Origin of the sequence: Bacillus sp. FSL K6-1284, from assembly GCF_038002625.1 — a bacterium.
GTDB lineage: Bacteria > Bacillota > Bacilli > Bacillales > Bacillaceae > Bacillus > Bacillus paralicheniformis.
In genome coordinates this window covers 889,053-909,391 of the sequence record NZ_JBBOCW010000001.1, presented here as the reverse complement: position 1 = coordinate 909,391, position 20,339 = coordinate 889,053, and the positions used below count along the sequence as shown (strand labels likewise).

20 protein-coding genes are annotated in these 20,339 nt (G+C 48.3%); 6 read left to right on the top strand and 14 right to left on the bottom strand.

All coding sequences use genetic code 11. From position 1 onward, the window contains the following. Nucleotides 1-11: 11 nt before the first annotated feature. The 3 genes from MHB72_RS04465 to MHB72_RS04455 are packed head-to-tail and all read right to left on the bottom strand — an operon-like array spanning nt 12 to nt 3,192. Nucleotides 12-1,139 carry a dihydrolipoamide acetyltransferase family protein gene (locus tag MHB72_RS04465; protein ID WP_079289350.1) on the bottom strand — a complete coding sequence of 376 codons (1,128 nt, stop codon included), beginning with the start codon at nt 1,137-1,139 and terminating at the stop codon, nt 12-14. Nucleotides 1,140-1,161: 22 nt separating this feature from the next. Then, nucleotides 1,162-2,196 carry an alpha-ketoacid dehydrogenase subunit beta gene (locus MHB72_RS04460; RefSeq protein ID WP_216922030.1) on the bottom strand — a complete coding sequence of 345 codons (1,035 nt, stop codon included), beginning with the start codon at nt 2,194-2,196 and terminating at the stop codon, nt 1,162-1,164. Between the two features lie 21 nt (nt 2,197-2,217). After that, the gene (locus tag MHB72_RS04455) at nt 2,218-3,192 is read right to left on the bottom strand and encodes a thiamine pyrophosphate-dependent dehydrogenase E1 component subunit alpha (RefSeq protein ID WP_216922027.1); all 975 of its coding nucleotides are present in this window, start codon (nt 3,190-3,192) and stop codon (nt 2,218-2,220) included. 210 nt (nt 3,193-3,402) lie between these two features. Between MHB72_RS04455 and MHB72_RS04450 the strand changes: the two genes are divergently transcribed. The 5 genes from MHB72_RS04450 (at nt 3,403) to MHB72_RS04430 (ending at nt 9,440) form a co-directional block, all read left to right on the top strand. Further along, nucleotides 3,403-3,954: a DJ-1 family glyoxalase III gene (locus MHB72_RS04450; protein ID WP_016886252.1), complete on the top strand. Its 552-nt coding sequence runs from the start codon at nt 3,403-3,405 to the stop codon at nt 3,952-3,954. A 267-nt stretch (nt 3,955-4,221) separates the two neighbouring features. Then, nucleotides 4,222-4,596: a DUF2294 domain-containing protein gene (locus MHB72_RS04445; protein ID WP_016886253.1), complete on the top strand. Its 375-nt coding sequence runs from the start codon at nt 4,222-4,224 to the stop codon at nt 4,594-4,596. A gap of 175 nt (nt 4,597-4,771) precedes the next feature. Continuing rightward, entirely contained in the window at nt 4,772-6,304 is a 1,533-nt protein-coding gene (locus tag MHB72_RS04440; RefSeq protein ID WP_216922023.1) for an NADH dehydrogenase subunit 5, read from the top strand. Next, nucleotides 6,301-8,922 (top strand): DUF2309 domain-containing protein, encoded by a 2,622-nt coding sequence (locus MHB72_RS04435; protein WP_216922020.1) that lies wholly within the window; start codon nt 6,301-6,303, stop codon nt 8,920-8,922. Before MHB72_RS04440 ends, MHB72_RS04435 begins: the two co-directional genes overlap by 4 nt. Nucleotides 8,923-8,933: 11 nt before the next feature. Then, nucleotides 8,934-9,440 carry a carbonic anhydrase gene (locus tag MHB72_RS04430; protein ID WP_035339184.1) on the top strand — a complete coding sequence of 169 codons (507 nt, stop codon included), beginning with the start codon at nt 8,934-8,936 and terminating at the stop codon, nt 9,438-9,440. A 34-nt stretch (nt 9,441-9,474) separates the two neighbouring features. On the opposite strand, the gene MHB72_RS04425 is transcribed toward MHB72_RS04430, so the two are convergent. From MHB72_RS04425 to MHB72_RS04400, 6 genes are all read right to left on the bottom strand, one after another. Further along, nucleotides 9,475-10,317 carry a PRD domain-containing protein gene (locus MHB72_RS04425; protein ID WP_020450591.1) on the bottom strand — a complete coding sequence of 281 codons (843 nt, stop codon included), beginning with the start codon at nt 10,315-10,317 and terminating at the stop codon, nt 9,475-9,477. Between the two features lie 42 nt (nt 10,318-10,359). Beyond that, the gene (locus MHB72_RS04420) at nt 10,360-11,736 is read right to left on the bottom strand and encodes a sucrose-specific PTS transporter subunit IIBC (protein ID WP_020450590.1); all 1,377 of its coding nucleotides are present in this window, start codon (nt 11,734-11,736) and stop codon (nt 10,360-10,362) included. A gap of 314 nt (nt 11,737-12,050) precedes the next feature. Beyond that, entirely contained in the window at nt 12,051-12,791 is a 741-nt protein-coding gene (locus MHB72_RS04415) for a YfjL-like protein (protein WP_020450589.1), read from the bottom strand. Continuing rightward, complete coding sequence (locus MHB72_RS04410) at nt 12,784-13,989, bottom strand: MFS transporter (protein WP_026580644.1); 1,206 nt, start codon at nt 13,987-13,989, stop codon at nt 12,784-12,786. The genes MHB72_RS04415 and MHB72_RS04410 overlap by 8 nt, the downstream gene beginning before the upstream one ends. Before the next feature lie 103 nt (nt 13,990-14,092). After that, nucleotides 14,093-14,413, bottom strand: coding sequence for a YckD family protein (locus tag MHB72_RS04405; protein ID WP_023855883.1), 321 nt, complete (start codon nt 14,411-14,413; stop codon nt 14,093-14,095). A 101-nt stretch (nt 14,414-14,514) separates the two neighbouring features. After that, nucleotides 14,515-15,708 carry a macrolide family glycosyltransferase gene (locus MHB72_RS04400; protein WP_145929900.1) on the bottom strand — a complete coding sequence of 398 codons (1,194 nt, stop codon included), beginning with the start codon at nt 15,706-15,708 and terminating at the stop codon, nt 14,515-14,517. Nucleotides 15,709-15,815: 107 nt separating this feature from the next. Here MHB72_RS04400 and MHB72_RS04395 point away from each other — a divergent pair, with 107 nt between their 5' ends. Continuing rightward, entirely contained in the window at nt 15,816-16,391 is a 576-nt protein-coding gene (locus MHB72_RS04395) for a TetR/AcrR family transcriptional regulator (RefSeq protein WP_216922017.1), read from the top strand. Between the two features lie 29 nt (nt 16,392-16,420). On the opposite strand, the gene MHB72_RS04390 is transcribed toward MHB72_RS04395, so the two are convergent. From MHB72_RS04390 to rlmD, 5 genes are all read right to left on the bottom strand, one after another. Next, nucleotides 16,421-17,146, bottom strand: coding sequence for a YfjL-like protein (locus MHB72_RS04390; protein ID WP_025810228.1), 726 nt, complete (start codon nt 17,144-17,146; stop codon nt 16,421-16,423). Nucleotide 17,147: 1 nt separating this feature from the next. Beyond that, on the bottom strand, nt 17,148-17,711 hold the full coding sequence (locus tag MHB72_RS04385) for a hypothetical protein (protein ID WP_216922014.1): 564 nt from the start codon (nt 17,709-17,711) through the stop codon (nt 17,148-17,150). Further along, a complete protein-coding gene (locus MHB72_RS04380; RefSeq protein ID WP_216921999.1) occupies nt 17,701-18,195 on the bottom strand; it encodes an RNA polymerase sigma factor in 495 nt (164 codons plus the stop codon). The genes MHB72_RS04385 and MHB72_RS04380 overlap by 11 nt, the downstream gene beginning before the upstream one ends. 216 nt (nt 18,196-18,411) lie before the next feature. Then, entirely contained in the window at nt 18,412-18,882 is a 471-nt protein-coding gene (locus MHB72_RS04375) for a DUF6884 domain-containing protein (RefSeq protein ID WP_254122346.1), read from the bottom strand. Between the two features lie 49 nt (nt 18,883-18,931). Further along, nucleotides 18,932-20,338 (bottom strand): 23S rRNA (uracil(1939)-C(5))-methyltransferase RlmD, encoded by a 1,407-nt coding sequence (gene rlmD / locus MHB72_RS04370; protein ID WP_206761258.1) that lies wholly within the window; start codon nt 20,336-20,338, stop codon nt 18,932-18,934. Nucleotide 20,339: the final 1 nt, after the last annotated feature.

The following is a 20,339-nucleotide window of genomic DNA, read 5'->3' as shown; positions in this document are numbered from 1 at the left end:
CCACCTTCTCTCTATAAAAGAATCGATGCAGGATCTTCCAAATATTTTTTTACATCTGAAAGGAATGCTGCAGCAGGCGCACCATCAAGCGCGCGGTGATCAAAAGTCAGACTGAGCGGCAGAATGGCGCCCTTTGTCAGTTCTCCGTCTTGATAGACGGGGGCCGAATACATTTGGCCGATTCCAAGTATCCCGGTTTCTGGCGGATTTAAGATCGGTGTAAAGTGCTCGACACCATATGCGCCGAGATTTGTAATCGTAAATGTCGATCCTTCTATTTCGTCGTGCAGAAGCCTACCTTCCCGCGCTTTTTTGGCGTACCATTTGATTTTCTTGGCCAGTTCGATCAGCGGAAGCCGCTCGGCATGACGGATGACGGGAACGGCCAGGCCTTCGTCCAAAGCGGCCGCCACTCCTAAATGAACATGCTCAAAGGTCGCAAGCCTTCCGTCTTGATAAACGCTGTTCATAGCCGGATGATCCAAAAGCGAAAAAACAGCTGCCCTGGCGGCAAAATCAGTGATCGTCAGCTTTGTATCATACCTGGATTGAGCTGTTTCATTAAGCTGTTTTTGCAGGGCTGTTAATTTCGTGATGTCCGCCTTCATCGTAATCGTCAGCTGGGCGCTGTTTTGCAGGCTTTCCGTCATTCTTGCGGCAATCGTTTTCCTCATCGGGCTTGCCGGCGGGCGATCTTCAGCCTTATCCGCCTGCTTGTTCGGCCTGTCGGGAAGCGCCTGCAGCACATCCGCTTTCGTAATTCTCCCTCCGGGCCCCGTGCCTTTCAGCGTTTTGATGTCTATATTTGCGCTTTGCGCGATTTTGCGTGCAGCCGGAGAAATTTTAATCCGTTCTTTCGGGGAATCCGGCTGTTTTGTTTGACTTTCCGGCGTTTGTTCGTTTTCATTCCCGATCTGGCAGATGACCGTTCCCGGCGGCACTCCCTCTCCTTCGGACACTTTGATGTCCAACACGGTTCCGTTTGCCGGAGATTCGATTTCCATTTCGATTTTTTCGGAATTGATGCTGGCAATGCTTTCTCCTTTTTCAACGGCTTCACCGACTTTTTTATTCCAGACGGAAACCGTACCTTCTTTCATCGCCATTCCCAATTTCGGCATGACAACCTCGACAGCCATGTTCTCCTCTCCTTTCCAATCTTTATACCGTATGTGTTGAGATTTCTCCGAGCATCTCCAGCACGGTGTTCACCACTTTTTCCGGCGTCGGCAAATACAGGTCTTCAAGAGGCGGTGAAAATGGAACCGGCGTATGTGGAGCCGTTACCTTTTTAACCGGTGCATCAAGCGAATCAAATCCTTTATCTGCCGCCAATGATGCGATATCCGCGGCGATGCTGCATCTCGGATTGGCTTCATCGACGATCACAAGTCTGTTTGTTTTTTCAACAGATGCAAGGACGGCCTCCTCATCAAGCGGTGAAAGACTCCTCGGATCAAGGACTTCGGCTTCGATTCCCCGCAGTGAGAGCTGTTCCGCCGCTTGAAGCGCCGTATGAACCTGTTTACCGACTGCGACAATCGTTACATCAGCGCCTTCCCGCTTGATATCGGCTTTTCCGATCGGAAGCGTGTAATATTCTTCCGGCACATCGCCTGTCATGTTGTACAGCGTTTTGTCTTCAAAAAAGATAACCGGGTCCTGATCCTCAATCGCAGCGAGCAATAAGCCTTTCGCATCGTACGGGGTCGACGGCACAATCACTTTCAAGCCGGGAATGCTTGTAAATAGGGCATACAAGCTTTGCGAATGCTGGGCGGCTGCCCTAAAGCCGGCTCCGTGGGTCGTCCGGATCGTAATCGGAACTTCCGCTTTTCCGCCAAACATGTAGCGGAACTTCGCTCCCTGGTTCAGCACCTGGTCCAGACACGTGCCGATAAAATCGTTAAACATCAATTCCGCGATCGGCCTTAAACCTGTTGAAGCCGCCGCCATGGCTGCGCCGATGTACCCCGCTTCACTGATCGGCGTATCAAGGACGCGCTCCCGTCCAAATTCCTGAACAATCCCTTTCGTGACGCCAAGCACACCGCCCCATGCTTCATCATCCTGCAGATGATCGACATTCGCTCCTCCTGCGACATCTTCCCCCATTAAAATGACGTGATCGTCCTTTCTCATCGCAAGTTTGATCGCTTCATTCAATGCGGCTGACATGCTGATTTCCCTCGTCATGTTTCCTTCCCCCTTCATGAATTAATAGGATACATATACATCTGTCAGCAGTTCGGTTTCTTCCGGATAAGCGCTTTTTTCGCTGAATGCAACCGCTTCCTCGACCACTTCTTCAACTTCTTTTTCAATCCGTAACTGCTCTTCTTCACTCATCAGCCCTTTTGCCAGCAATTCGCTTTTGAACACGGCAATGGCATCTTTCTCTTCCTGATGCACCGCTTTTTCGTCATTTGTTTTGTAGCGCTGGGCATCTCCTTCAAAATGGCCGTAGTTCCGGTATGTCATACACTCAATAAGCGTCGGTCCTTCACCGTTTTTGGCACGCTCTATCGCCCGGCCCGCAGCCTGGAAAACCGCGGCTGCATCTTTTCCATCCACGCGAATGCCCGGAATCCCGTAGGCGGCCGCACGATCTGCGATCGACTCGCAGCTTGACGCATAGGAAAACGGCGTCGCTTCGCCATACCCGTTGTTTTCGGCGACAAATATGACAGGGAGCTTCCAGATGGCGGCAAGGTTGATCCCTTCGTGAAACGTCCCCTGGTTGTTGGCGCCGTCGCCAAAAAAGCAAACGCTTACATTTTTAGTCTTTTTATACTTTGCAGTGAGGGCAGCTCCGCAGGCCAAGGGAAATCCCCCGCCGACGATTCCGTTTGCGCCTAGCATCCCTTTGTCAAAGTCTGCGATATGCATCGATCCGCCTTTTCCTTTGCAAAGTCCTGCAGATTTCCCGTATATCTCGGCCATCATCCCTTTCAAGTCGCACCCTTTTGCAATGCAGTGCCCATGGCCGCGATGTGTGCTCGTGATGGTGTCTTCATCATTCAGATGGGCGCAGACGCCCGCAGCGACCGCTTCTTCCCCGGCGTAAAGATGGACAAAACCCGGCAGTATCCCTTTAGCAAACAGCTGATGAACCCGATCTTCGAAATAGCGGATTTCCAGCATTTTTTGATACATCCATACCGCCTTTTCCTTTGTCAGTGCCTCTTCCATATGAAAAAACCTCCTGTCTTTTTTTACTCACACGTTATGATGCAAAAATCGTGCCAGCTCTCCGACGCGAACATGAAGCTCTTTTCAGACGGACATCCTTCCAAAACAAGAGACAAAACGAGACGGGTGTCTCAATTTGTCTACTTCATCAGTTGCGGAAATGTCTTTGCCGCAGTTAGAATGAACGGTAGAGACGAAGGAGGTTTTTTCATGAAGAAAGCGTATGTTTTTTTAATCGGCGGATTTGAAGAAATCGAAGCGATAGCAACGATTGATATTTTACGGAGGGCTGAAGTCGAGACCGTCACCGTCTCGCTTGATCCATCGCGCAGCGTGAAAGGCGGGCATGACATTGTCGTCGAGGCAGACGTCATGTTTGAGGATGCTGATTTTCAAAAAGCGGATATGCTGATTCTTCCGGGCGGAAATGTAGGCAGCAAAAAAATGCTGGAACACCAAGCTTTGCACAAGACGCTGACAGAAGCGGCGGATGCAGGAAAATATGTCGCCGCTATCTGCGCCGCAACGATGACGCTCGGAAAAACGGGGCTTGTCAGCGGGAAAAAAGCGACCTGCTATCCCGGGGTTGAAGAACATTTAACAGGAGCGGATGTCACTGCAAATGAAAATGTTGTCGTAGATGGAAACATCATTACTTCCAGAGGCCCGGCGACCACGATTCCATTTGCCCTCAAGCTTGCCGAATTGCTGAACGGCAAAGAAAAAGCCGATGCAGTTGCCAAGGGAATGCTCGTCTGCTAAGACGGCATTCCTCTTTTTTATCCATAAAAGAACGGTATTGACATCATAAATCTTAAAAGATATGATATTTAAAAAGTAATTCCGTAAAATCAATAATTGTAATCTCATGCAAAAGAGCTTTAGCATTCGGCTATAATCCCTATGGTCGCGTGAAAAAGCACCCTTTACCATGTATGACATTAACATTTTGATAGGACGGTATATTTCATTTTCCCTATACTCATGTATAAGGAAAAGAAATATACCGTTTTTCAGGAGGATATAACATTGAAAAAACAGAAAGTGACAAAGGGGTCTCTGGAGGCGGAGATCAGCAAAACCTTAACCCAATGGGAAAAAGACTATTTGGGCCGCGGCTCCGTGTCTGTTAAAACAGACATTCTCAGAAATATGGTCATCATTTCCCTGAACGGTATTTTGACACCCGCCGAATACGAACTTTGCAGTACAAAAGAAGGCCTGCTGTCAATTAAAAGAACCCGCTCCGGTTTGGTGGAATCGGGTATAGAACAACTGAGCCGCATAATGAAGGAGCTGACCGGTGAAGAGACGATCAGCTTTCACACGGATATCAGCACCCGCACTGGCGAGCGGATCATGGTATTTAAATTGGCAAACGACCTGCAAAAAAAATTGGCATAGAAAAACGGAAGATCTTTAAAGCATGAACATGAGTTAAAGATAAGCCGGTATTATTCAGAAAGATTGGCTGAAATGGGCCGATCCTGAATATACCGGCTTTTTTTACGTTTTCAGAAAGGAAGGCAAGACATGAAACAGTATGTTCTTTTCCATCATCCCGACGGAGGGATGCCGGATGTTTGATCTGCTAGATTCTTTATTTTGGCTGAAAATATTTTTCGCGTCGCTTGCGCTTTGTTTGTTAAGCGCACTGCTCGTCCTGAATCGAAAGGTTCCATTGGCATATGTACGGATTCACGCCAAGATCATCGCCCTGCCGCCGCTTGCCGCGCTGGCAGCATTGATAACGGCAAATCCCGGGCAAGCTGAAGCTCCTTGGCGCTTGGATTCGCTGGCTTGGCTGATCGCCTTGTTTGTCTTGACAATCGGCTTCATCGTCCAGCGCTACTCTGTCCGGTATTTGTTCGGCGACCGCTCCTACCGTAAATTTTTTGTGCTGCTGACGCTTACAACAGGAGGCGCTTCATGCGCCTGGCTGAACGATGATCTTCGCTGGCTCCTCTTATGCTGGGGTATCACACTTTTCGGCTTGACCGCGCTAATCGGCTTAAACAGCGCGTGGCAAGCGGCCAAAAATGCCGCTTTGTATGCGGGCCGAATCTTTGCACTCAGCTGGCTGGCGATAGCAGCAGCCGCTCTTTGGCTGTCTCTCGCGACAGGACACTGGCAGCTATCATCCGCCATAGCGGAGGAAAGCCTTGTACAGCTCAGTTCATGGGAGAAAACCGGGATTGGCCTCCTTATCATTTTAACGGTGATGATTCCTGCGGCACAGTGGCCGTTTCATCGCTGGCTGCTCGATTCGGCAATCGCTCCGACTCCCGTTTCCGCGGTCATGCACGCCGGACTCGTAAATGTAGGCGGCGTCATGCTGACCCGTTTCGCACCGATGTTCAGCGGTGATGGTCTGCAGCTTATTCTGCTTGTTCCCGCCGTCTTTTCCGTCTTGCTCGGAACGGGCATGATGACCGTCCAGACGGACTACAAGCGGCAGCTCGCAGCTTCAACGGTCGCGCAGATGGGTTTTATGCTCGTCCAATGCGCATTAGGAGCCTATATTGCGGCTGTTATTCACCTCATTTTGCACGGCCTGTTCAAAGCCGCCCTTTTCCTGCAAGCCGGATCAGCGGTGCGCCGTTATGAATCGTTCGCCTCTAAACGGGGCAGACCGGCTCTTTTCTGGGACATGATAGGCGGCGCCTTTGCTCTTACTGTCGTCATCGGAATCTGGGTCTCAGCTGCGGACGATGGCTATCAATTGATCAGCGCCCTTGTTTTAGGCTGGGCATTGTTTATTGCTTGGAGACAGCTTGTCACAGCCAATGACGGTCGCGTCACACGAATGGCCGGGCTTTTCATTTTAACGGGGGCTTCACTCGCGTTTGCCATCATTCATTCCGGTTTACACGGGCTCCTGAAGGAAGCTGTTGTACAGGGGGCGCAACCGCCCGTCATGGCGGCCGTTTTAACGGTAGTCGTTTTGTTAGCTGGCACTGCGGCCGGCGCCTTGATCGTTCGGCAGCGGTTTGCATGGTCCGGCGCACTTTATCTGCGTCTTGTAAAAACGGGTGAGCCTCATTTTGAATCGGTCGAAGAACGGCCGAATTATCTTGACCAATATCTTACTCAAGGAGGTCGTCAATCATGAAAGCAGCACCCACATTGTCTAAACAATTGATCTTCAAATATGAACATCAGACAGCGGACTTTAATATTGATGAATCGGTTCAATCAGCAGCACGAGTCATTGCGCCGCTTTGGCCGATTGAAACCTTTGCCGCGCGCCATCCGTGGATGGGTCTTGAAGAACAGACATTTGAACAGACGGCCCGGCAGCTTAAACAGCAGCTTCAGGTTGATATATACCCAAAGTCCTCCATTTTCCGCTCCGCAAAACAAAGGGGAGAAATCGATGAGGCCATTCTTGAAAAAAAGCTGACGCATTGGCTCGATTCACATCAGCCCGGCATGCAGAGGGAAACAGCGGAAGCGTTTTGCAAAGCCACGCTCAAGCTGGATGAAATCCCTGAACAGCTCTTGAGATCCCCGCAAGTCGAAAAGCTTGCCAAACAAGCGGCGCGCGGGACAATCGATGATCAAAAAACACGCTTGATCAAACCGCTCAGCGTTTTTGCCGGACAAAAAACCGCTCACCTTCTTGATCATCATGTGATTAAATGGTGCAAGCTGTTTCTCGATGAATCACAATCGGCATGGCGGCTTCCACATCGCGAGAAAGGGTTTTACAGCGCTTGGCGGCAGCTTGTTGAACATGATCCCGCCCTGGCGCGAGCGGAACGCCAACGACTGAAAGGGTGGCCGGAGGAGCCTCGGGACGCGATGAAAAGAGCACTCCGAGCGCTTGATATTTCTGATGGAGACGTTCAGGCATACCTTGAAGCTCATTTGCTCTCTCTTCCGGGATGGGCCGGGATGATGCTTTGGCGTTCCCAGCAATCGCAGGACGAACAAGGGCTGCTTCTCGAGTATTTGGCCATCCGGCTTTCAATGGAATGGATGCTTATTGAACCTTATTTGCCGCTGTCTAAGCCAAAACCTGAAAAAGAGATGCAGGTCGTTCCTTTGATTGCGGCCTGGCTGCATTGGGGCGGCCTGACGCCTGACGAATGGCTCAAACTTTCAGCAGCAGAGCAAAAAGCGAGATTAACACTCGCCCGCCGCTTTGATGATCTAACGCGCAGGCGCATCTGGCTGGAAGCATGGGAACAATCATACGCTGCTGAGGTAAGGAACCTCATCACGGCAAACAAACCTGCCGCTGCCGCCAAAAGTGAAGCGGCGCTGGCCCAGCTTGCATTTTGTATTGATGTCCGTTCAGAGCCGTTCCGACGGGCATTGGAAAAGTCAGGCCCTTTTGAAACGTATGGAACAGCGGGCTTTTTCAATCTGGCAATCGAAACGTGTGAACTTGGCACTAAGCACACTCACAGCTCTCTGCCGGTCATCCTTAAACCTCAGCATCGAGTAAATGAAACGGCCGATGAATCAAGCTTTAAATCGTATCAAGAACATAAAAAAGCAGCAGCTTCGCTGAGCTCCGCCTTTAAAAAGATGAAACAGAATCTATTGGCGGGTATGCTCCTTCCCGAAGTGAGCGGGCCATGGCTGAGCCTGCAAATGGCCGCGCGCAGCCTGGTCCCCCGCACAGCCGGGCAAACTTTCCGGAATGCGCGGAAAACATGGCTGAAAAAGCCTCAGGCAAAGCTCTCGCTTGATCGTATGGAAACATCTGATGCCGGTATTCCGGTCGGATTTACGGATGAAGAAAAAGCCGCCTATGCCAGACAGGCATTAAAGATGATGGGGATCACCGACCGGTTCGCTCCGCTGGTTGTCATTTGCGGGCACGCCAGCAGAAGCACGAATAACCCTTATGCATCGGCATTGGACTGCGGCGCCTGCGGAGGCGCATCAGGCGCTTTTAACGCACGCGTCCTAGCCGCTTTATGCAACCTTCCGAGCGTCAGACAGAGGCTCCGCTCCGACGGCATTTTTATTCCGGATGATACGGTATTCGCCGCCGCAGAGCACATTACAACATTGGATGAACTGCAGTGGCTCTATGTACCTGAGCTTCCGGCTAAAGCTCAACAAGCGTTCGACCGCATCAACTCGGTGCTTCCCGATGTGAGCCGCACTGTCGGAGCCGAACGCTTGGAAGAGCTGCCGCAGCTCGGCTACCAAAATCCGCGGAATGAAGTTGAGCGCTTTGCCGAAGATTGGAGCGAAGTCCGTCCAGAATGGGGGCTGGCACGAAATGCTTCATTCATCATCGGCACACGCCGGCTTACACGCGAAGCTGATCTTGAAGGAAGAGCTTTTCTGCACAGCTATGACTGGCGGAATGACGAGGACGGCTCCATCCTCAGCGGCATCATTTCAGGGCCTGGAACAGTAGCCCAATGGATCAATCTGCAATATTACGCGTCAACCGTCGCACCGCATTATTATGGAAGCGGAAATAAGGCAACTCAAACCGTCACTTCAGGCCTCGGCGTCATGCAAGGAAATGCAAGCGATCTTTTGGCCGGTCTCCCGTGGCAGTCCGTCATGCGGTCGGATGACGAAATATATCATGCGCCTCTCAGACTCCTGATCGTGATCGAAGCACCGGATGATGCTATCGAACGTCTCCTTGACCGCGATCACAGCTTCCGGCAAAAGGCGGAGAACGGATGGATCCACCTGGCATCTATTAACCCGGAGGGAAAATGGAAGAACTGGACAAACACGATAAATGAATGAGGTGAAATGTCATGGAAGAAAACAAAAAAATACTGATGATTATCGGAATGGAGAAACAGCTTGAACAGACCATCTGCCGGGCAGGGAATATTCAGCCTGAGAACGCCCTTGTTTTAAAAAGCGTCTTCCCTGATATTTCACAGCCCTACGGTGATATGATGAGGGATATCATTACCCTTGTCCACCGGAACAAAGCGGAAGAAATTTGGATTGTACGCGATAAATACGAGCAAACGGCAGATAAAGATATTTCTGACCTTTTAAATAGAAACAAAGATTTAAGCGATAGAATGCAAACTTTAGAGTACCTTTTCCAAAACTGCAGTCCGGAATTTCCGTACGGCAGCATCGATGAATGGCTGTCACCGAGCGAAAATGCGGCCGAAGGCGTCCAAAAAAGCGTCGCCGCCATCCGACAGCACCCGTTAATCCCTTCGCACGTCAATGTAAAAGGATTTCTAATCGAAAATTCGGTTTTAACGGAAATTGAAACCTTAAACAAAAACGGAGCCCGATAACAGGGCTCCGTTTTGTCTTAAACACAGGCATTCTTTACACAACAGCAGACCGCTGATAAAATCTCTGAATATGCATGGTAATATAGCACAGCTCTTTTTCCGGAAATTCAAAGCCATACTCCCGCTTCACAAATGCCCCGATTTCTTCTGCGCACATAAACGCTTGTCCAAACTTCTTTTTAATGAGGCTGATCATTTCACCATCCATTTCGTAAAATGTCTCTCCCGATTCAATATGCTGAATGGCGAAACGGAGATGGTTGACAAGCCGCTCATACGAAATCGTCTCATCCTTTATTTTAATGTTGAGTTTATCTTCGATAATCTCGATAATATCCTTGATCATCGTTGTGAGATCGAGCGTTTTTGTCATATCTCCCGCGTTTGTTTTCGCTGTATGAATATGAAGCGCAATATTGGCGACTTCATCCTCCGGAATATCGATCTTCAGCTTATCTTTAATGAGGGCCTTTGCCCAGCGGCCGATTTGAAATTCTTTCGTATAGAGGACTTTAACTTCCTGAAGCAGCGGATTTTTAATGACCATTCCCTTGCTTAACCGTTCTATCGCGAATGATAAATGATCTGAAAAAGCGACATGGATTCGCTCATTGATTTTGATCCCGAGCTCTTTTTCCGCATGAGAAATAATGTCCTCCGCCACCTGAATATGATCTTCCGGCAACGTTTTTAAGATCTCCTCGAATTGGCGGTATTCTGTTGAATCTTTCATCACAAATATTTTTTCAATTTTAGATCTATCGACAATATCATTCTTCTTTTTTTGAAATGCGATTCCGGAACCTAATACGATCTTTTCCTCGCCGCCATCCTTGACGACGAGCGCATTGTTATTTAAGATTTTTTTTACTTTCATAGCTGCCTTCCTTTCATCCTGTTTTAATGAATGAAAACGGAATTATTCTTTTTCATCTTTAAAGCCAAGACACAAAGTCGCAATGAATGCTGAAATCACCGCAATCGCAAAAGCGATTAAATAATGAATGAGATTGGCGGTGCCAAGAGGGAGAATGATTGAAATCATCGGGATGCCGGACAGTCCGTAAGAGTTTGCCGCAACGTGTGTGAAGACGGCGTATGCCCCTCCGATGGCGCCTCCGATCGATGCGCCGATAAACGGTCTCGCGAGCTTCAGATTGACGCCAAACATGACAGGTTCGACGATTCCCAAAAAAGCGGTGAGAGAAGCCGGAATCGCAATCTTTCTGATAGCGGCATTCTTTGTTTTCAAAAATACGGCGAGCCCCGCTCCTCCCTGCGCGACATTGGCCATCGACCATATTGGAAGCAGAAAATTGACCCCATATTCGGGATCTGCAAGCAGCGACGCTTCAATCACATAAAAACTATGGTGCAGGCCGCTCAAAACGAGTAAGGAGTAAAGCCCGCCAAATAAAAATCCGGCGCAGGCCCCCGCAAAATGATAAACAAACCCGAGACAGTCGCTTACGAAATGAGCGATGATCAGTGAGAGCGGCCCCATGATAAACAGCGCGGCAAATCCGGAAGCCATGACTGTAATAAACGGTGCGACAAGCAAATCTAAAGAACGGGGGACGATTCTTTTTAAGAATTTTTCGATTTTGCTCATTATGTAGACGGATAAGAGAATCGGTATGACCGTCCCCTGGTATCCGATCAAAGGGACTTCAAGGCCGAATACTTCGACGGATTCCGGCTTTTGGCTGCCGAGCAATGAAGGATCGAGTAAATCGGGATGGGTCAGAATTCCGCCGATGACAGCGCCTAAAAACGGATTCGCTCCAAACTGTTTAGCCGCACTGAACCCGATCAGCACAGGCAAAATGACAAACGCTGAGCTTGAAAAAATATCGAGCATTTTCATCAGCGGGCCGCCATAAGCGCCGAGGCTGAATTCTTTAAGCACACTGATGAGACCCATGAGCAATCCGCTCGCAACGATTGCCGGAATGATCGGCACAAAGATGTCTGACAGCGTTTTGGCAAATCGCGTCAATACGTTCATGTTTGGCGGCGCCTCCCGCCGGGCTTCTTCAAGAGGAGCCGGATCGCTGTATTGAATCATTTCCTTATAAATCTTATTGACTACACCTGTACCGAAAATGATCTGAAACAAACCGTATCTGAAAAAAGTCCCCTGCACAGACTCCATCTTTTCAATAGCAGCTATATCGATTTTTTCTTCATCTCTGACATTGAAGCGCAGCCTTGTCGTACAATGGCTGATGCTGATGATATTCTCCGCGCCTCCAATGAGGGGCAAGAGAACTCTTGCAATCTCTTTATGCAGCACCCGGATCTACCTCCTCCAATTTTTCTATCCTATCAAATCAACAGAAGACGATCAAAATGAAAAATGTGCCATCACATCCAAAGACCTCCGGCGAAAGGAATAAAAAAAGACCTAAAACATGCGAAAGCATCAGCCGATAGGCGCAAAAAAAGCACACTAAGGTCTGTAGTTCCTTTAGCACATTTTAGGTCTTGCCTGCCTTACCAGTAACAATCCCGTCAATATTTGTTCTTAATATGATTCTATTCGCTTCGGCCTTGGACATCAATAGTGCAAACCGCCTATATATCCCCCGTATAAAAAAAGAGAAGGCGTTAAAGCGTCTTCTCTACATCTTCAATGGCTATCGCACGGTCCTTTAAAACATGCACACTGTACTTCACATAGCCTGGCCGGTCTTCCCCGTCTAAGCCCATACTGTCAATCTCAATGTTTTCATAATGGTAGCCGCTCAATAACTTTTTCACCACTTTTGCCTGGTCATAGACCTGCCTCCGGCCGTCCCGGCCTGAATTCAAGGTAACTGTAACAGCGATCGGTTCTGTTTGCTTCAGTTTTTTCCAATTTGTATTGACATCATAGCTTCCTGATAGAGAAACTTGGACGTCAATTACGTTTTTCAGCTTTTTTTCAAGCTCTCTCTTGATCTCATTTGAGGCTTCTTTGCTTATTCTGGCTCTCGTCTTTTCCTGTCTGGCTTCTTTGATGCCATCGTTTGTGACAGCCGGGTGCAATCCGCCTTTCACGCTGAAAATGTACTCATCATTCCGCTCATCTGACACACGAAAAAGGTATTCAGCAAACTTGAAATTATAGGAGCTCCCTTTCATATTTAAGGTTTCACCGGCGTGTGCTTCCTGCAAGTATGCCGATAGCTTTTGTTCAGCCAGCGCGCGGCTGAACGGATTTCCGTAAAAGGCGTTATACACATAACAGCCTGTCACAAGAATCAACAACGAGAGACCAGTAATGATGGCTTTCTTTTTCAATTCAATCAACTCTTTCCAAATTCTCGCGTCCCGTCCATTATGAAGGAGAATTCGGACATTAGGCAAGCTCTTTCTGCTTCGTCTCCGTCCCCAAAAAGAAGATCGCCGCGACAGCCGCAATAACGGCGACGCAGAAGATCAAAAAGATCATTGAAATCTCTGTTCCCCGGGCGACGAGATAGCCGACAAGAAGCGGGCCCAGGATGCCGCCGATTCGGCCAAAGCCGGCTGCCATTCCTGCGCCGGTCCCCCTGATTGATGTCGGGTATTGTTCAGGCGTATAAGCATAAAGCGCGCCCCAGGCACCAAGGTTGAAAAACGATAAAAACATACCTGACGCAAGCAGAAGCGCCAGCGATTCAGCCGACCCGAAGAAGTAGGCGCTGACAGCCGTCCCTAACAAGTAGACGGTAAGCACCATTTTCCGGCCGGCTTTTTCAATCAGCCATGCCGCGGAGAAATAGCCGGGCAGTTGAGCCAGCGTCATGATCAAGACGTACTCAAAGCTCTGGATCATGCTGAATCCTTTCATCACCATGACGCTCGGCAGCCAAAGAAACATGCCGTAGTAGGAAAAGACAACGCAAAACCAGACAATCCACAGCATGGCCGTAGGCCGGGCATATTTGCGGGACCAGACGTTTTTCACATTTTCCACGACGGTCGGCTTCCTTTCCTGCGAAAGCTTCTCATATTTCGGAGAATCCGGCAGGGCGATCCGCAAATATAAGGCGTAAATAGCCGGTATCGCGGTTATTAATAAAGCAACCTGCCAGCCGTAGGCCGGAATAATAAAATACGAAATGAGCGCTGCGGCCAGCCAGCCGAATGCCCAGAAACTTTCGAGCAGGACGACGACTCTTCCCCTCCGCTCCGGCGCAACCGTTTCGGATACGAGCGTAGATGCGACTGGAAGCTCTCCGCCAAGCCCCATACCGACGAAAAAGCGCAGGACTAAAAATGCCCACAATGTCGTCGTCAAAGCGGATAACCCGCTGCCGATCGAGAAAAACAGCAGCGTAATCATAAAAACGTATTTTCTTCCGACACGGTCAGCCAAAAGGCCAAAGACAAACGCCCCGACTGCCATGCCGATTGAGTTGACGCTGCCGATCCAGCTCATCTCCTGCGGCGTCAACTTCCATTCCACGTGCAAAGCGGCGATAATAAACGATAATATGCCAACGTCCATAGCATCAAAAAGCCAGCCGAGACCGGCGATGCCAAGCAGTCTGCGCTCTGAAACAGGACGGTTCTTCTTCATACTCACTACACCTCTTTACTCTCTTAGCAGTTTACATGAGTATTAGTTTACACCTGTCTTTACACTTTTGTCACGAAGAAAATGAGGCGCCGTCTATTTCAGTTTAATGAATATGATGCTTGTGAAACTTTTCTTCTTGGTGCCTCAACTTTGGCAGAAACCCGTTTTCCCGCTCTTTTTCATAGCGCTTCTCAATATGAGATTTGATTTCTTTACCCCTCTCCTGATCAAGAATTCCGTACTCCACATACTTATTGATCAGCTGTTTTTTCTTTTCCACAATGTCCTTTTGCAAAGAAGCCAGTTCATTTTTTTGCTTGTCGGTCAACTCTTGATAAACGCGTGTTTCCCCGTAGGCAGAAGACATGACAGCCGTACATGACAGCGGTATGACGAGAAGCAGGCAAACGCACAGTTTGCGCATCATGCAACATCCTTTCTGATCTATGATTCATTCTATTTTTATCTGTTTTGCGGAGTTTATGCATAAAAAAAAGCCGCTTGGTAAAGCGGCTGGGCTTTCTATTAAGGCTGCAGCGATTTCCGCGCAGTATATTCATCAATGCGCGCTAATGCGTCTTTCATGTCCATGCAGTTGCTGAAGCTTTCATCAATTTTTTGAATACCTTCCTGATATTTTTCGTCAGTGAGTACTTGTTCTGCTGCATCCCTTAATCTTTCAGCATTGACCTCTTCTGTAAACAGCGGATATCCAGCATTCAGTTCTTTCAGGCGCTGGGCGATCATCGGCTGATCTTTATCATGCGGGAGCACGACCATCGGGACACGGTAATGAATGCCTTCATTGACGCTGTTCATGCCGCCGTGGGTGATGAACACATCGGCTTCTTTAAGCACTTCTAATTGCGGCACATACGGTGCAATGATAAAATGCTCCGGCACTTCTTTTATATCCGCGTAGTTTGACTTTTCGCCGGCGGCGATGACAACCTTGCCGTCGAAATCACGGAATGCATCGATGCACATATTGAAAAAATCCTCAGTTTTACCAAGTACGGTTCCCATTGAAATATAAATGACTTTCTCATTCTTTAACGATTCTATCGGAAAATCGGTCTTGTCCAGACGCTTCGGAAAACGTGGACCGATAAACAGCACATCATCCCCAAAACGGTCGCTGTCAGGCTGAAAATACCGGCTTGTATACACAACCGTCAGCTCCGCCTGATTGCTCATAAACTGTCCTGTATGCCTAGGTGAGACGCCGTACTTTTCTTTCAGTTCACTAAGCATGTCTTCACATTCTTTATCCAATTGCAGCTCCGCACCTGAATCCGGATGCAGCGGCAGAATCTTCATATGTTCTTGTCCGAAGAGAAATGAAGCCGACGAAGCGATTCCCGGAATGTTCAAATAATCCCTGACCAATTCACCCGCACCGAATGTGTCATAATACACGGCATCGAACGAAATGCTTTTGGACAGCTCTTTTACAATGTCTAAAATATACAGCGAGGTTTTGAGATGAATTTTTAAAAATTCAAGAAGGCCGGACGGTGAATTCGGATCAATATGCGCGTTTCTCACCAGATCTTCGTATAAATGGACGGTAGCCCCGACGCCCTCCAGCCTGTCTTTATACTTTTCTGTTGAAAGATAGTGCACATTGTCGCCTCTGTCAGCAAATGCTTTGGTGATCCCTAATGTAGGATTGACATGCCCTTCCGCCGGAAAATTGACGATTAAAATATTTTTCATGATTAAAACTCCTTTTTATCCTTTTTGAAACGGGTTGACATCAATTCAGCGCCTGATTAGACTGGTGTTAGTTACTACTAACTATCATAAAATGGGGGTAAACACCTTTGCAAGAGACGAACGAACGGATCATATCTGCTGCTTTAGACTTAATGCAAAAATACGGTTTCAAGTCGGTGACGGTAAAGGATATCGCGCTCCATTCAGGCCTCAGCGAGATGACGGTCTATCGCCACTTCAACACAAAGCTCGGACTTTTGGAAGCGGCCGTTCAGCAATTTTCTTATATACCAGCCTTTCAGCGCGTATTTGAAAATGATATCACTTGGAACCTGGAGAATGACTTAACATTGATTGCAGAATCGTATTTGCTTCATATGGAAAAAAACAAGCCCCTCTACCTTATCGCTGTTCAAGACGGCGGAAGGATGACTGATCTTTTCGGTTCTCTGTTAAAGCATATGGAAGAACTCCTTCGTTATTTAACAGACTACTTTCAAACGATGCAGGACAAAAGCCTGATGAAAAAGGGAGATGCGGATTCACAGGCCTTCGCTTTTCTGTCATCTTTATACGGATACTTCTCTTCTGGCGCATTGGCTGACGGCCGGTTTCAAAAAGTCGCTAAAGACACTTATATTAAACAGATAACCGCCGCTTTCTGCGGCGGTTTGCACATCTGATCTAACCTTTCAGACTGAAGGATGGATCGCTACTCATTTAGCTCCTCAACATCCTTCAGCCTGGTATCCGTATTTTTTTCAAAGAAGGTGCTGTATTTGACATAGCCGGTCTCGTCGTCTTTGATATCTTCCCCCTCAAAAATGTTGGCATTAATCGTCACGCTTTCATAGTCGTATCTTTCTTCATTCAACAGGCGCTGAATCTTTTGCGCCGTTTTGTATACGTCTTTTCGGTCGGCATTTGCGGCATCAAGTAAAATATGAATCTCCATCGGCCGCTCTAAGCGGAGGCTTTTCTCCCATTTTGCGTCCTCTTTCAGCTTTCCTTTTAATACTTCCACATGCACGTCAACGTCTTTCAGATGGTTTATGTTTTTCGATAAAAACGTTTTGATTTCTTTTCCGGCTTCTTCTCCAAGCCGCTCCATCAGCGGTTCGTTGAGGTTCTCTTCATAGATACCGTCCGTGTGTACTTCTGGTTGAACAAACCCTCTCAAAGAAAACAGATAGGGATCTTTGCGCTTTTGATCGCCGGTATCCGTGACTTCAAATACATATTCGGAGAACTTGAAATTATAAAGCCCGCTGTCGATCCGCAAGTCTTTTTCAGGATAGCGGTCAGTCAAATAATGCTCAAGCGCCGTTTGAGACAGCTTCTTGCTTACGGGATTTCCGTTGAAGGCGTTATATGCGGCAAGCACAAAAGAAACGAGCAGCACGATCAATACGCTATACAAGATTTTCTTTTTCATCATATCAACTACTTTCTTTCAGCTTTAAGAACAGCCATCCGATCATCATCCCGGCCGCGGCGAAAAAACAGTGAATAACAGCAAGCATGAAAGCGCCAAAGACAGAATACAGCAGGTGCTCCACAACCCCTGTACCGTCGGCTGCATCCCAGCCGGCCAGAATATCCCCCATCCCCCAAATGAAAATCGGCGCAAAGGAGAGGAGAATCACAAGTTTCATATCCCGGTAAAACAAGTACACCGCAAGCCCAAGCACGGCGTACCACAAAATAAAGCCGAAGCTCTCATTTAACAGGGATGTGTGAATCGCGAGAAAAAACGAAATGGCTGTAAACATCAATTGGTACAAGGAGAGCTTCCGATTGATTTTTTTAAACATTTGACTTTCATGAACAGTCGATTCGATATGTTCCTTCGGAAGCTCGGCCTGCGTCATCTTCAAAAGCTTTTGAAGCTCTTCATCGTTTTCGGCCGCTTCCTCAATCCATTCAGCCGACTCTTTGCTTAACAGCCCCTCATGGTATAAAGGAAGCAAATCTTTGAATACACTGCGTTCCTTATCCTTCATCATAGCCCTCCATTTCTTGCTGTAGCTTGAGCTTTGCTCTGTGAAACCCGACCCTGGCATAGTTTTCGGTTTTGCCTGTGAGCATGCCGATTTCTTTAAATGATAATTCTCCGTAGATACGGAGGGTGACAATTTCCTTTGAAGCCTCATCAAGCCGGTTGATTTCCTCGAGAAGCCGCCGCTCTCTCTCGGTTTTCAGAAGGTGTTCTTCAGGAGATAAGCAAGCCGCTTCCTCATGCTGAAATATCGTGTTTGTCCCGGCTTTTGACGCTCCTGAACGAAAGTGTTTTTTCAACACATTTTTAGCAATCGCAAACACCCATGTTTTGATTGTCGACTTTCCCGAAAATGTATGATAGCCTTTCACAGCCTGATAAAATACTTCCTGTGTTAAATCTTCCGCTGTTTCTTTATGAAATGTCTTAACGTAGAAAAAGGCATAAACGGAAGGCTGAATACTCTTGTAGACTTCCTCAAGCTTCATAAAGCCCCTCCCCGGCTGGGCTGCCGCTATTTTTCCATTCACTTATTAGTACCGCTGAACCTCTTTTTGTTACAAAAAATCGCATAAAAAAAGAGGCAAAAATGAATATTTCATTTTGCCTCCGGATATCCCAGCCACCAAACAAATGCCTTCCAGATCATGCCCTGCCCTTATTCAGGCAAACCCGCCAGCGATTTTAAAAAACTCACTTTCTCTTCAGTTGTTTTCAGGTTCACTAAGCTCCCGGCCTTCATCGACAGCCCGCTTCAGCGCCTGGAGCATATAGCCGATTCCCCGATAGCCCGCCAGCGGGTAAGTGATCTGCTGGCGGCTGCCAAACACGTTCCTCAAAACAGGCCTGTATTTTTTCCCGCCGAGCATAACGATTTCGTCATAATCCATCAAGTTTTTCCGTTCACCTTGCGCCTTCAGCTCATCATCCGCCATAATCTCCGGGTGGTCCATCCCGAATGTGACATCATAGTTTTCAGGAACGATATCTTCCGGTTTTAAAAAACCGTGTTTTGCTGAAAGAATCACCCAATCCGCAAAAAACGTCTGCGCATATGCGCGGCACGCCCGATGAAACGGACTCAGATAGACATCCTTTGCGGCGGACGGGCCGACGCCCGGATCGACATCCCAGATTTTCTTCGCCCCGCACGGGATGATGCAGAGTCTTTTCATCATGTATCCCCCTTTTGTTTCCGCTAAAAAACGCCTTTAAAAAGGCGTTTTATTTCAGCTTCAGCGATACGACCGATTCGACGTGCGCCGTCTGCGGAAACATATCGACAGGCTGAATGTATTCTACATGGTAATCCTTCGCCAAGTACTGCAAATCTTTCGCAAGTGTTGACGGATTGCATGAGACATAAACGAACCGCTTCGGCTTAACCTGCCTGATCGTATCAAGGAAGGTGCGGTCACAGCCTGTTCTTGGCGGATCGACGATGACGACGTCAGGCCTGAAGCCTTCTTTAGTCCATTTCGGCAGCCAGTGCTCCGCCGTTCCTGTGACATAACGCGCATTATCAATTCCGTGCTTTTTGGCATTTTGGTTGGCGTCATCGATCGATTCTTTGATAACGTCCATGCCGCGGATTTCTTTTGCTCCGTCGGCGATCCACATTCCGATTGTGCCGACGCCGCAGTAGGCATCGACGACTTTTTCGCGCCCGCTCAGTTTCGCCGCTTTTTTCACTTCGTCATACAGCTTGACCGTCTGGATCGGATTAAGCTGAAAAAAAGCGCGGGCGCTCAGCTCAAACGTAACCTCGCCGAGAAATTCCTGAATGACCATATTGCCGGCTAGGAGCCTTGTATCATCGCCGAAGATAACCGATGTCTTGGCTTTGTTGACGTTTTGAATTACGGATGTCACTTCAGGCAGACGCTTTTTGATTTCTTCTGCAATGAGCTCCTTGCGCGGCAGGTCTTCTTTTGACGTGACAATGACAACCTGCACTTCCCCCGTCTCAAAGCCGACCCTCGTCACGATCGTGCGGACGTCGCCCGTTCGCTTCCGTTCGTTGTAGACGGAAATGCCGAAGTCTTCAAGAATCTGCTTGACGGTTTGTGTCGTTTTGTTCGTCGCCGGATGCTGAACGATGCATTCCGTAATCGGGACAAGCCGGTGTGAGTCAAGGCCGTACAGCCCTGCTACCATCTTTCCATTTTTCGAAAGCCCGAGTTGAAACTGGCTTTTATTCCGGTAGTGCCACGGGTTTTCCATGCCGATCGTCGGCCTGATGTCCATTTTGCCGATGTCAAAACGGGTGTGCCGTTCGAGCGATTGAATGACGATGTCCCGTTTTCCTTTCAGCTGCTCTTCATAAGCCAGATGCTGGAGCTGGCAGCCCCCGCATTGCTCATAGATGATGCAGGGCGGCTTGACGCGGTGCTCTGAACGCTTGCGCACCTTTTTGACCCGCCCTTCGGAAAATTTCGGATGAACCTTTGTCGCCTCGACAACGACTTCTTCACCCGGCAGTGCGCCGGGGACGAAGACGACTTTTTTCTTGAAGTAGCCGACGCCTTCGCCATTGATGCCGAGGCGCTTGATCGTCAGCGGAAATTGCTGTCCGACTTTTAATTCTGCTGATGATCCTTTTTTGTCACGTTTCACTGATGTTCTCTCCATT

Coding starts and splice junctions, on each gene's coding strand:
- MHB72_RS04465 (WP_079289350.1), bottom strand. CDS start 1,139: ATGGCTGTCGAGGTTGTCATGCCGAAATTGGGAATGGCGATGAAAGAA.
- MHB72_RS04455 (WP_216922027.1), bottom strand. CDS start 3,192: ATGGAAGAGGCACTGACAAAGGAAAAGGCGGTATGGATGTATCAAAAA.
- MHB72_RS04380 (WP_216921999.1), bottom strand. CDS start 18,195: ATGAAGCTTGAGGAAGTCTACAAGAGTATTCAGCCTTCCGTTTATGCC.
- MHB72_RS04460 (WP_216922030.1), bottom strand. CDS start 2,196: ATGACGAGGGAAATCAGCATGTCAGCCGCATTGAATGAAGCGATCAAA.
- MHB72_RS04440 (WP_216922023.1), top strand. CDS start 4,772: ATGTTTGATCTGCTAGATTCTTTATTTTGGCTGAAAATATTTTTCGCG.
- MHB72_RS04390 (WP_025810228.1), bottom strand. CDS start 17,146: ATGATGAAAAAGAAAATCTTGTATAGCGTATTGATCGTGCTGCTCGTT.
- MHB72_RS04400 (WP_145929900.1), bottom strand. CDS start 15,708: ATGAAAAATATTTTAATCGTCAATTTTCCGGCGGAAGGGCATGTCAAT.
- MHB72_RS04425 (WP_020450591.1), bottom strand. CDS start 10,317: ATGAAAGTAAAAAAAATCTTAAATAACAATGCGCTCGTCGTCAAGGAT.
- MHB72_RS04385 (WP_216922014.1), bottom strand. CDS start 17,711: ATGAAGGATAAGGAACGCAGTGTATTCAAAGATTTGCTTCCTTTATAC.
- MHB72_RS04435 (WP_216922020.1), top strand. CDS start 6,301: ATGAAAGCAGCACCCACATTGTCTAAACAATTGATCTTCAAATATGAA.
- rlmD (WP_206761258.1), bottom strand. CDS start 20,338: ATGGAGAGAACATCAGTGAAACGTGACAAAAAAGGATCATCAGCAGAA.
- MHB72_RS04375 (WP_254122346.1), bottom strand. CDS start 18,882: ATGAAAAGACTCTGCATCATCCCGTGCGGGGCGAAGAAAATCTGGGAT.
- MHB72_RS04405 (WP_023855883.1), bottom strand. CDS start 14,413: ATGCGCAAACTGTGCGTTTGCCTGCTTCTCGTCATACCGCTGTCATGT.
- MHB72_RS04450 (WP_016886252.1), top strand. CDS start 3,403: ATGAAGAAAGCGTATGTTTTTTTAATCGGCGGATTTGAAGAAATCGAA.
- MHB72_RS04430 (WP_035339184.1), top strand. CDS start 8,934: ATGGAAGAAAACAAAAAAATACTGATGATTATCGGAATGGAGAAACAG.
- MHB72_RS04410 (WP_026580644.1), bottom strand. CDS start 13,989: ATGAAGAAGAACCGTCCTGTTTCAGAGCGCAGACTGCTTGGCATCGCC.